The sequence below is a fragment of the Pedobacter cryoconitis genome (assembly GCF_003259615.1).
GTDB lineage: Bacteria > Bacteroidota > Bacteroidia > Sphingobacteriales > Sphingobacteriaceae > Pedobacter > Pedobacter cryoconitis.
In genome coordinates, this window is the sequence record NZ_QLLR01000044.1 from 23,216 (window position 1) to 35,589 (window position 12,374).

General features: G+C 39.6%; 9 protein-coding genes. All 9 read left to right on the forward strand.

All coding sequences use genetic code 11. The features are described from left to right. Nucleotides 1-9 precede the first annotated feature (9 nt). Nucleotides 10-1,524, forward strand: coding sequence for a RagB/SusD family nutrient uptake outer membrane protein (locus LY11_RS24950; RefSeq protein WP_111636316.1), 1,515 nt, complete (start codon nt 10-12; stop codon nt 1,522-1,524). 6 nt (nt 1,525-1,530) lie between these two features. Next, nucleotides 1,531-4,266, forward strand: a complete 2,736-nt coding sequence (locus LY11_RS24955) for a glycoside hydrolase family 78 protein (protein ID WP_111636317.1) — start codon at nt 1,531-1,533, stop codon at nt 4,264-4,266. A 17-nt stretch (nt 4,267-4,283) separates the two neighbouring features. Beyond that, nucleotides 4,284-5,996, forward strand: coding sequence for an alpha-L-rhamnosidase-related protein (locus tag LY11_RS24960; protein ID WP_111636318.1), 1,713 nt, complete (start codon nt 4,284-4,286; stop codon nt 5,994-5,996). Between the two features lie 44 nt (nt 5,997-6,040). Beyond that, the gene (locus LY11_RS24965) at nt 6,041-7,072 is read left to right on the forward strand and encodes a GntR family transcriptional regulator (RefSeq protein WP_111636319.1); all 1,032 of its coding nucleotides are present in this window, start codon (nt 6,041-6,043) and stop codon (nt 7,070-7,072) included. A gap of 143 nt (nt 7,073-7,215) precedes the next feature. After that, a complete protein-coding gene (locus LY11_RS24970; protein WP_111636320.1) occupies nt 7,216-8,997 on the forward strand; it encodes a type VI secretion system Vgr family protein in 1,782 nt (593 codons plus the stop codon). A 2-nt stretch (nt 8,998-8,999) separates the two neighbouring features. Next, entirely contained in the window at nt 9,000-9,935 is a 936-nt protein-coding gene (locus LY11_RS24975; RefSeq protein WP_111636321.1) for a hypothetical protein, read from the forward strand. Nucleotides 9,936-9,982: 47 nt separating this feature from the next. Next, entirely contained in the window at nt 9,983-11,098 is a 1,116-nt protein-coding gene (locus LY11_RS24980; protein WP_170132771.1) for a hypothetical protein, read from the forward strand. 2 nt (nt 11,099-11,100) lie between these two features. Next, nucleotides 11,101-11,763, forward strand: a complete 663-nt coding sequence (locus LY11_RS24985) for a hypothetical protein (protein WP_111636323.1) — start codon at nt 11,101-11,103, stop codon at nt 11,761-11,763. A 116-nt stretch (nt 11,764-11,879) separates the two neighbouring features. Then, a partial coding sequence (locus LY11_RS24990) for a hypothetical protein (RefSeq protein ID WP_146610917.1) occupies nt 11,880-12,374 on the forward strand: 495 nt, incomplete at its 3' end.

Sequence of the window (12,374 nt, forward strand, 5' to 3'; positions counted from 1 at the left end):
TTGTCAATCATGAGGAATTATACAAAATATATAATAACGGGCGTGCTGCTGATCAGTTTATCGGTATCAGGTTGTAAGAAGGCTTTTCTTGATCAAACTCCGGAAGCTTCTTTACCAGGCGTTAATTTTTACAAAACAGAAGCAGATTTTAAACAGGCAGTGAGTGGGGCCTATTCTTCTATCAGTGATATGGGCAGGGTCAATTACTGGCTATTTGGTGAAATGAGATCTGATAATACGACTTATCAATATAATCCGGCAGACCGCGGTTCTGAACAGCGGGAGTTTATGGATCAGTTCCTGATAGGGGCAACGGCAGAACCTTTGCAGGGCTATTGGCAGCAAAATTATACCGGCATTTTACGTTGCAATGAAATCCTGGCCAGAATAGATGGGGTAACCATGTCTGCTGAAATAAAAAACCAGTTTACGGGAGAAGCTTTGTTTTTAAGGGCTTTCCATTATTTTAACCTGGTGAGACAGTTTGGAGGAGTGCCTTTAAGGTTAATCCCAAGTCAGTCTCCGGCAGATGCAAGGTCTAAAGGAAGAGCTTCCATAGACGAGGTATATACACAGATTTTCACTGATCTGACAGCTGCGGCAGAAAAACTGCCTGCTAAATATACGGGCCTGGAGGTTGGAAGAGCAACACAGGGTGCGGCTTTATCTTTACTGGCCAAATTATACATGACGCAAAAGAAATTTGCTGAAGCACTGGTTCCTTTGAGAAAAGTACAGCAACTGGGCTATAGTCTTATTCCTGTTTATAAAGATGTTTTCCTTCCTTCGAATAAAAATAACAGTGAGTCTGTTTTTGAGATTCAGTATCTTGGAGCACAGCCGGGGTTGTCGAGTGATTTTCTGTATCAGTTTGCACCATGGAATTCTGGCAGTATCATCACAGGAGATCCGGCGACTTCCTTGAATGGGAGCAGTGGCTGGAATATTCCTACGCAGGATATGATTGATGCTTATGAAACTGGTGATTTACGAAAAGATGCTTCTTTAGCTGTAGGTTTTACGGATCTGGGTGGCAAGTTTGTAAACATTCCTTACGTAAAAAAATACAACCACGGGATTATAGACAGAGGCCGTACGAATGATAACTTTCCTGTAATCAGGTATGCAGATGTACTGCTGATGATTGCCGAATGTTTGAATGAACAGGGGTTCGCAGCAGGCGGAGAGCAGTTTACTTTGTTAAACCAGATTCGCACCAGGGCGGGTTTACCTGCAAAGACTACCGGGAATGCTGTTGCGGCTTTAAGTGTGGACAGTCAGCAAGCTTTCAGGGATGCTATTTTACAAGAAAGAAGGGTGGAGCTGGCTTTTGAGAATCAGCGGTGGTATGATCTGGTACGCTCGGGAAAAGCGGTAGAGGTGATGGCGGCGCATGGACAATATGAAATTGCGCATAAACCTAATATCCCTTCTGGTTCATATATTTTAAATGCGAATAAACTCTTGTTACCGATCCCTCAAAGAGAGGTGAATCTGGATAATCTTACTCAAAACCCTCAATAATCTGCCATGAGAAATTACTATATAGGAATTGCAATAGGTTGCTGTCTGCTTGACTTATCAGCAGCTGCTCAAAAATTAGGCGTTACCGATTTAAGAACGGAATATCTGAAAAACCCAATGGGAATTGAAGCGGCTGCACCGCGTTTAAGCTGGAAGATGAATTCTGCACAGCGCAATGTGATGCAGAGTGCTTATCAGATCAGGGTAGGAACTGATTCTGCTGGCTTATTAAATGGCCAGTCATCAGTATGGGATAGTGGAAATCAGAAAAGTGACGCGTCTGTTTTTTTACGCTATGCGGGTAAACAGTTAAAATCTGATACACGTTATTATTGGCAGGTTAAAATCAAGGATAACCAGGGAAATGAGTCGGCATGGAGTGCTATTAGTTCCTGGCATACGGGCTTGCTGAATCCGGATGACTGGTCTGCGCAGTGGATCACAAGTTCGCTTGCGGATACAGTTGAAGGGCCAAGTCCTATTTTCAGAAAGGTATTTGCGACACAAGGCAAAGTAAAATCTGCCGTACTTTATATTTCTGCACATGGCTTATATGAGGCGCAGATCAATGGAAAAAGGGTGAGCCAGGATCATCTGGCCCCGGGTTGGACGAGTTATCATAAGCGTTTGTTATATCAAAGTTATGAGGTGACTAATTTGCTGAAGGATGGCCAGAATGCAATCGGTTTTACGCTGGGTGATGGCTGGTACCGCGGGTATCTTGCTTTTGATGGTAAACGCGGGTTTTATGGTAAACATTTAAGCGGTTTGGTACAATTGGTTGTCGAATATACTGATGGTACGAAGAAAATAATCAATAGTGACGGCAGCTGGAAATACAGTACAGGGCCTGTTCGTTTTTCAGATTTGTATAATGGAGAGATCTATGACGCGAAGTTTGAAAAACCGGGTTGGTCAACTGTGAATTATAAGGATGCAGGCTGGAAAAATGTACAAATTATTGCGCCCGGTAAAGAGGTTTTAGAGAGTAGCATCAGCCCGCTTGCAAGTAAGCATGAGCAGTTTAGTGTGGTTAAAGTGATTAAAACGCCAAAGGGTGAAACTGTGCTTGATTTTGGCCAGAATGTGGTAGGCTGGGTATCTTTTAAATTAAGCGGCAAAGCGGGATCATTTATCAAGCTGGAACATGGAGAAGTACTGGATAAGGCAGGTAATTTTTATGACGCTAATCTAAGGAAGGCTAAACAGCATGTAAAGTATATTTTTAAAGGGACCGGTGTGGAGAGTTATGAGCCTCATTTTACTTACCAGGGTTTCCGCTATGTGAAATTAACCGGGAATACGGCAAATATTAATCCTTCGGCTTTTAAAGCGATAGCTGTTTATTCAGATATGGACCCTACAGGGACGTTTACCAGTTCGAATCCGCTGTTAAATCAATTGCAGCATAACATACAGTGGGGGCAGAAGGGTAATTTTATGGATGTTCCTACAGATTGCCCGCAACGTGATGAGCGTTTAGGCTGGACTGGGGATGCACAGGTATTTTTCCGTACTGCAGCTTTTAATATGGATGTAGCCGGGTTTTTTACGAAATGGATGAAAGATGTAGCTTCAGATCAGCTGGCAAATGGAAGTATACCTTTTGTAGTACCTAATGTGTTAACTCAAAATGATGCGGGTTCAACGGGCTGGGGTGATGTGGCTACGATCATACCCTGGAATATGTATGTCGCTTACGGTGATAAACAGGTTTTGGCTACGCAGTATCCTAGTATGAAAGGTTGGGTTGATTTTATGACAAGCAAGAGTAAAAATGATCTTTGGAACACAGGTTTCCATTTTGGCGACTGGTTGTTTTATCATCCGGAAGATGACAATGATGGCCGCGCGGCAATAACTGATAAGTATTTAATTGCACAGGCCTTTTATGCCCATTCTACGCAATTGCTGATCAATACGGCAAAGGTATTAGGCAAGAAAGATGACGAAGAGAAATATACAGCATTGCTGGACCATATTAAAAAGGCATTCCTTAAGGAATATATTACGCCAAGTGGCAGATTGGTTTCAGGATCTCAAACGGCTTATGTGCTGGCGTTGAATTTTGATATGCTGCCAGAAGATTTAAGGCAGCAGGCGGTAGATTTTCTGGTGAAAAATATTGAGAGCTATGGTAATCACTTAACAACAGGATTTTTAGGTACGCCATATCTGTGCCATGTACTCACACGCTTTGGCCGTACAGATGTAGCTTATCAGCTGCTGTTGCAAGAAACTTATCCTTCCTGGTTATATCCGGTAAAAATGGGTGCAACTACGATTTGGGAGCGCTGGGATGGGATTAAACCTGATGGCAGTTTTCAAACTACAGGCATGAATTCATTTAACCATTATGCTTATGGTGCAATTGGAGACTGGATGTACCGGGTAATGGCTGGTTTGGATACGGACGAGTCTGAGCCTGGTTATAAAAAGATAATTATTGCTCCACAGCCTGGTGGAAAGATTACACAAGCTGCTGCAAAGCTGGAAACTCTGTACGGTTTGACGGTGAGTGACTGGAAAATTGAGGGTGGCCTGTTTAAGTTAAAAGTAGTTATCCCTCCAAATGCGACTGCACTGATCAGGTTGCCTGGTGCTGCAAATGCTGCGGTTACCGAAAGTGGAACTGCTTTGAAGGAAGTGAAGGGGATTGTTAAAGTTGCTAATCAGGGTAATGATGTGCAGTTCAATGCTGGGTCAGGAACTTATCAGTTTGAATACGCAGTAAAATTATAACTAGTTTTTATTTTAAGATGAAGCAGACCTTTATAGTTGCCGCTTTGCTATTGATGACTACGGTTGTTCATGCGCAGAAAGATCCCCGGGTTCGGGAGTATCTTTCACCAAAACGGGTTTTATGGCAATCAGATCAGACCGGAAAATGCGTAAATAATGCAGCTTGTTTACTGAAACAGGGCAATGGGCAGGCCGAACTGATCAACAAGGATATGCTTGTTTTGAAAAGTTCCGCTGACCATTTACCCGGGGTATTATTGGACTATGGGAAGGAGCTGCATGGCGGTATACAGCTGGTAACGGGGATCATGGAAAAACATGGCCCTGTAAAGGTGCGTATCCGTTTTGGCGAATCGGCGAGTGAAGCAATGGCTGATCTGGATACTTTAAAAGGGGCAACGAATGATCATGCGATTCGTGATCTTATCGTTGAATTGCCCTGGCTTGGTGGTTTTGAGTATGGTAATACAGGCTTTCGCTTTGTGCGGATAGATCTTGTGGAGCCTGGTTCTGAACTGATTTTGAAAGAAGCCAGGGCAGTTTCTGTTTATCGCGATATTCCTTATGTGGGCTCTTTTCACAGCAGTGATGAACGTTTAAACAAGATTTGGGCTACAGGTGCGTATACAGTTCATTTAAATATGCAGCAATATCTGTGGGACGGGATTAAAAGAGACAGGTTAGTCTGGGTTGGAGATATGCACCCTGAAGTGATGACTATCAATACGGTTTTTGGCTATAATGAGGTTGTACCTCAAAGTCTGGACCTGATTAAAAAAGTAACGCCGTTACCGGAATGGATGAACGGAATAAGTTCATATTCGATGTGGTGGGTGCGTATTCAAAGAGACTGGTATCAGTACCAGGGAAACCTGGAATATTTAAAGCAGCAGCGTAATTATTTAGTTGGTTTGTTAAATCATTTGATAACCAAAGTAAAAAGCAATGAAGAAAATCTGGACGGCATGCGTTTTATGGATTGGCCTTCTTATGCGAATAAACCTGCAGTGCATGCAGGGTTACAGGCTATGATGGTGATGACATTGAGTGATGGTGCAGAGCTTTGCCGCATTCTTGGAGAAGAGGTTACGGCAGGGAAATGTGATTCGGTTGTGAAACGGCTGAGAAAGAGTGTGCCTGATGCCGGCAATAACAAACAGGCAGCTGCGCTTTTAGCTTTGGCCGGTTTAATGCCTGCAGAAAAAGCAAATGAAGATATTATTGCTATAGGCGGTACTGATAACTTCTCTACTTTTTATGGATATTATATGTTGCAGGCGAAAGCTAAAGCAGGAGATTATCAGGGCGCTATTGATAATATCAGAGCTTATTGGGGTGGAATGCTTGAACTGGGTGCAACTACTTTCTGGGAGGATTTTGATTTGAGCTGGATGAAAAATGCAGGCCGTATTGATGAGCTTGTGCCAGCAGGCAAGGTTGATGTTCATGCAAGTTATGGAGCTTATAGTTATAAAAAATTACGTCATAGTCTGGCTCATGGGTGGGCTTCGGGGCCTACGTCATGGCTAACTGAGCATGTTTTGGGGGTACAGGTCATTGCTCCGGGCTGTAAGGTGATTAAAATAGAACCGCATCTGGGAGATTTGAAATTTGTGGAGGGTACTTTTCCAACTCCTTATGGGGTGGTAAAGATTAAGCATACCAAGATGAGCAGTGGAGAGGTTAAGACGGAGATTGATGCGCCTAAAGAGGTCAGGGTAATCAGATAAGTGCTTATTATCACTAAAAGGTTTTATATTTATTTTTTACAACAATGAAAACAGCCGATTTTTTCAAGTTTATACACGTAGATGAATATTCTGCAACGCCTAAGTATTTACAGCTTAGTGATTCTATTATTGAAGCAATTGAGGATGGTATCTTGAATAAGAATGATATTCTGCCTTCTATTAATGAGTTGAGCTGTGTGCTGGAAATATCCCGGGACACGGCAGAGAAAGGGTATAAATATCTGAAGAAACAGGGGGTAATCTTATCTGTTCCTGGAAAGGGTTTTTATATCGATAATACGGAATTCAAGAAAAAGATAAAAATATTCTTATTGTTTAATAAGTTGTCCGTGCATAAAAAGATCATTTATGATTCTTTTGTAGCTGCACTGGGGGATGATGCTTTGATTGATTTTTACATTTATAACAATGATTTTTCGATCTTTAAAAAGCTGATCCTGAATAAAAGGACTGAGTATTCTCATTATGTGATCATTCCGCATTTTATGGAGGGAGGGGAAGACGCGCATCAGATTATCAATACGATTCCTTCTGAAAAGTTGATTTTACTGGATAAAAAGGTACCAGGCGTGGTTGGTAATTATTCTGCGGTTTATGAGAATTTTGAAAAGGATATTTACCGGGCACTGGTCCAGGCGAAGGAACAACTTGAAAAGTATCATACCTTAAAGCTAATCTTTCCTCAGAAGAGCTATTTTCCGAATGAGATTATTGACGGGTTCAGAAGGTTTTGTCAGCAATATGCTTTTAATCATTTAGTGGTTAGTGATGTGGAAAATGAGGTTATCCAATCTGGTGAGGCTTATATCAATTTAATGGAAGATGACCTGGTAGTTTTGATTGAAAGGATCTTGTCTATGGATTTGCAGATGGGGAAAGATGTGGGGGTGATTTCCTATAATGAAACACCGCTGAAGAAGTTTTTACTGAATGGGATTACCACCATTTCCACTGATTTTAAGATGATGGGAACGATTGCTGCAGAGATCATTAAGAGTCAGAACAGGCAGGATCAGGAAGCCCCGTTTTATTTGACATTACGGCCTTCGTTGTAATATCATTGATTTTTATATCAATTGTTTTAAGGTTCTATTAATGTGTAGTTAATTAATATAGTAATTTATTTCTGTTTTGGAACGATATTTGGTTTGTGTGGATAACCAAATATTTTAATCTGCTGAGAGGCAGCGCTCGGAACATGGAAAATAATTTAATCAAGGAGATCAGTATAGGTGATAAGACTATTTCTCATTTTAGCTCTTTCACTCTTCAACAACAGTTTAACGCACACCATTATTTTGAACTCAGGTTTAATCATGATGAAATGGGTGCACCAGGGTTAATCAATCTGGACAACAGCCGGGATTTCGTGGGTAAGACATTAAGTGCATCTTTTGGCTATGTGCTTGGCAAACAACAGGTTTTTGCTGGTTTAGTGACCAAGGTTGAGTTGACACAAAGTAATGGTTACCATGGCGTACTGGTTGTAAGCGGGTATAGCCCGACTATACTGATTGACCGCGGGCCTGATTTAGGTTCTTATCTGGATAAGGATTTAAGCACCATTGTACAGTTGGCTACACATGATACTCCTGCTAATGATTTGCGGATAGTTACGAACGCAACCAGAAAAACCCCTATAGATTATGTGATTCAATATCGTGAGAGCGATTTTGAATTTTTGAACCGCCTGAGTGGTGAGTATCATGAGTGGTTTTTCTACGATGGTATGAGCCTTAATTTCGGTAAACCGGATACGCAGAAGGAAGTGAGTTTGTTTTATGGGCGGGATGTAAATAGCTTACAGTATGCGATGGAAGTTGCGCCGATAAAGAATAAAAGGTTTGCTTATAACCCAAAGCAGGATGAAATGCTGCAAAGCGAAAGTTCTGGTAAAGCTGATGGCAGACCAGATCTGGTTCATGCGATTAATGCTTCAAATACGACTTATAGCAAGACTTTTAATCAGCCTTCTTTAGTTCGTGTTGACAATGGCAGCGACATTAAGAATCTGGTAGATAACGAAGAAAAAGCGAATATCAGTCAGCTGTTGAAGATAAGTGCGGGTGGTGATAATCCGGAAGTTGCATTGGGGGCAATTGTAGATATTACCATGAGTTTAAGGCAAGAAGTGTCCTTTATAACGGAAAGTCTGGGTAAATTTCTAATCACCTCGGTAAATCATACGATTGACGATAGGGGACGTTATATCAATACTTTTGAAGGATTAGTCTCTACGACAGAGCGTCTGGTTGTTAAAAACTATAAAAGGCCTGATCCGGATATGCAGCTTGCTGATGTTTTGGATAATGATGATCCGCAAGGACAAGGTAGAGTGAAGGTGAAGTTTAAGTGGGCTTGCCAGACCAATGATCCGAGTGAGTGGTTAAGGGTGATGAGCCCGAATGCGGGTAGCGGAGATACGGGTTCGAACCGTGGTTTTCATGTGATCCCTGAAAAGGGCGACCAGGTCATGATCGCTTTTGAAGAGGGGAATATTGCAAGGCCAGTTGTGTTAGGGAGTGTTTATCATGGCAAAAATGGCGATAGTAAAGGGTTCAAGAATAGTAATGTGAAAGGGTTGAGTTCGAGGTTGGGGAGCAGGTTGACTTTTGACGATTTAAATCATGCGCTTCATTTGGGAACTGATGGTTCTAATTTTATTGATATTAAGAATGGGGATAAGTTAGTTGAGATAGTAGCGGGTGAGAAGGTTATTATCAGATCTGGGGAAAGTAGTATTACGCTCAATTCTGATGGTACAATTGATTTGATTGGAAAGATTATCAATATTCAGGGTACAGATGCTATTAATGCGAATGCTGATCCGTTGAAAGGGGCGAAGGTGAGTATTGGGTCTTTAGGGAATACTACTATAGAAATTAATGCAAGTGACAAAGCTACACAAGCAAGTGGTAAAATTGCCAGTACCGCTAAAGGTGAACAAAAAATTGAAGGTGGACCCGTTAATATAAATTAATCATGAGCAGATTTACTTTTTTCGGTACAGAAAATACGAATATCCCAGAGAAGGTTGAAGCTATCGATGTTCAACCACTTAATAATAATATACTTTTTAAAGAGGGTGAAGCAAAGTACAGAAGCGTGCAGCTTGCGGTAATTAAAATGAATGGCATTATTGAAAACCATGTAGAAACTAAACTGGAGTACCACGTCAAAAAATATATTAACAATGGTCAGTTGATGGTGAGGGTTACTCTTGCAGATCAGATTGTTGCTATCCAGCCTTCTTATTTGCAGGAAAACTTGGATCTGATGAGCAAAATTGATGTGATTAAAAGTAATGCGTTAGTAGTTGTAAATCCAAAAACAGGAAAGATATTACGGATTGATAATATGGATGAGATTAAAGCGAACTGGCTGGCTTTTAAAAATGAAGTAATGTCTAGTACATCGTTTGTGAAGTCACCAGAAATGAGAGCCAACATTGATACTTTTCTTGTTAATGTGGAGCAGCAGATGACCGAAGATAATATTCTCCTTGATTTTCAGGTTCGTCCATTTTTTGACCTGTTTTTTGATAAATATCTTGTAAATGATCAATTTATAATGAAGCCGTTTACTAAACTTTATTATTCTCAGCTATTTGATCGTCTGCCTGTTGACTTTAAGGTCACAGAGGAGATTTTTGATGAAACTCCTTCTTCAATTAGCATTTTAAAAGCTGGAAGATTAGTAGAAGGAAATCCTCATCTTGTTGACTTTGAAAAGATTTATGATTTAAGGTATAAGCCAAGTATAGGTTATAAGTTTTCTGGCTATGATTATAATCACGAGACAAGGGTCATATACGATTTGAACGAAAATATGCTGAGTGACGCGAATATGGTAATCACTGAGGAGGTGAAGAATAATATTGAATTATTTGTTGATTATAAATTACAAAGAATAGAATAATGGGAAGCTCATATTTACCATCTGGTGTAATGATTAATTGCACATTAATGACTGTAACTAAGCCTCAGAATCTTGGAGTTGTCAGGTCCAGTAAAACTGTGGTTAACACTAAACGTGCAGCATGGCTTAATATAGATGATAAAAAAGTCAGTGTAAGTTTTGTCTGTAAGTCTCCGGCTAAATTCTGGGGAGGTTTGGGAGCAATGTTAGTTGGAATTGCCGTAGGGATTATTTGTATTGCTGTTGCTGTAGTAGTGGTTGCAGCCATTGTAGGTACTGGTGGAGTTGCTGGGGTTATTTTGGCAGGGTTGGCTGCATCTGTAACTGGTGCTACTACGGCGATTGCTGGTATAGTTGCAATTGCTGGTGCTGTATCCATTGCGATAGGGGAATATAAAGAGAAACATGAATGTGATTGTACTTTGGAGGGAGGGTCTGAATGGAAACTTCCTCATAGTAAGGTTACATTCAATAAAAAAAATGCGCTTCTTCAAAGTTCCTATCTAAAATGTATAAAGGGTGGGATGATACAACCTTTTTTAAGTCCCATTGTAGCACATAAGGCAGCGGCAAAATTTTCATCGAACAACAAAGAAGAAGTTGATCAACATCTTAAACAACAGGCCTGGATGGGATTTGTAAGTGGCTTGAGCGGTTTGGGTGATCCGTTAGGTACAGGTATAGGTGTTGCTTTTGCAGGGGCCGAATATTTTGAGGGTAATGATATTGATACATTGGCAAACGAAGGTAGTACTGCTGAAAAAGATTATCAAACAGATTTAGATAATGGTCTTTTCGATAATGGTGTAGGTACATTAGCTGGTGCAGGAAAAGGAACTAAGGAAGTTTTTAAGGATATAAGTTTACAGAATCGAACTATCATAAGTGAGCTGATGCAACAGGGAGCAACATATGATCAAGCTTCGGCATTTGCCAGGTTTGGCGAAAAAACTTTTAAAGGGGAGTTCTCAAAACTTGGCGCAGGATTAGGTGTTGGATTAGGCGTTGGTTTGGCTGGTTCAGTTGCCAATCATTATATTGCTAAAAGTTATAAAGAAAATAAATTGAAATTAATAGAAGATACATTGTTCAATTTAGACACTATGAGTAAGGAAGATCGTAAAAATACAGGTAATGTAATAGCTAGTAATTCTAAAAAATAAATATGAAAAGGATATTACAAATTTCAAGTATCAGCCTTCTTGCTGTTGGATTAATTTTTGGAAGATATTTAGGTCGTTGGTTAATAAATGTATTTGATAACCCTGACACGAGTATAAATGATGGTTATTCAAATCTTGCCAGTTATTTATCAAAATGTGATACTATTACTCTAAATATGAAGGATTTTAAGGAATCCAGAAGTTTTTTCGAAGTTAAAGCTAAGTTTAATCCATCGTCATCTGACAATACGGCCTTCGCTTATAAACATGAGATTACGTTTTATAGTGATGCTCTGCATAAATATTTTTCTATTTTTTATTTTTTCAGTAATGCTGGTTTACATCAAACATTCGGAATGTATCTTACAAGATCTCTCGAAGATTCAGGTGAAGATATTATTGCGACTGTAAATAAAGTAGACTTTGCAGATGTTTCTTACGGAACCAAAGAAAAACCGATACCAATAGTATATTTCGAACCGAAAATAGGAGAATCTTATACTTTTTATAGTTTAGTGAAAGGCAATAAAAAAGGTGATTTCAATGGATCTGAAGCTGATTTTAAAAAGTATATGCTTAATTCTAATGCTGGATATTATTTGTCTTATGTGAAGAGTAAACATGACTTCGAAAAGATGTTTGGAAAAGAAAAGAAGGTTAAATAAATAGGGGTTTTGGCTGCTAATTTTTTTTAAGCTTACACATCAGCTTTGATCATTTTTTCTTATTATAACAATAACTTATTGAGATTTATTTTGAGGAATTGCTAATAAATTTATAAATGAAAAGGGTTCTGCAAACTGCAAGTATATGTATTATCGCTTTAGGACTAATTTTTGGTAGGTATATTGGCCGTTGGTTAGTGAATATCTTTGATAATCCTGATACTAGTATAAATGATGGACGCTTATATATTGACCAATATTTATCAAAATGTGACACGATCAAGTTAAATGTGAAAAACTTTGCTGATTCGGCAGATTATTTTGAAGTGAAGGCTAAATTCAACCCTTCATCAGCAGATAACATGGCCATTATTTATAAGCACGAGATTAAATTTTATAGTGATTCTCTCCGTAAATATTTTTCTATTTTCTATTTTTTCGGATACTCATCTATGGATGAGGATTTTGGGATGTATTTAGTTAGGGCTATTAAAGATCCTGGAGCAGAAATTATTGCGACCGTGAATAAACAGGAACTTGCAGATAATACTTATGGTACTAAAGACAAACCTATACCAATAGTTTATTTTCGTCTGTTAAAAGATGAATCT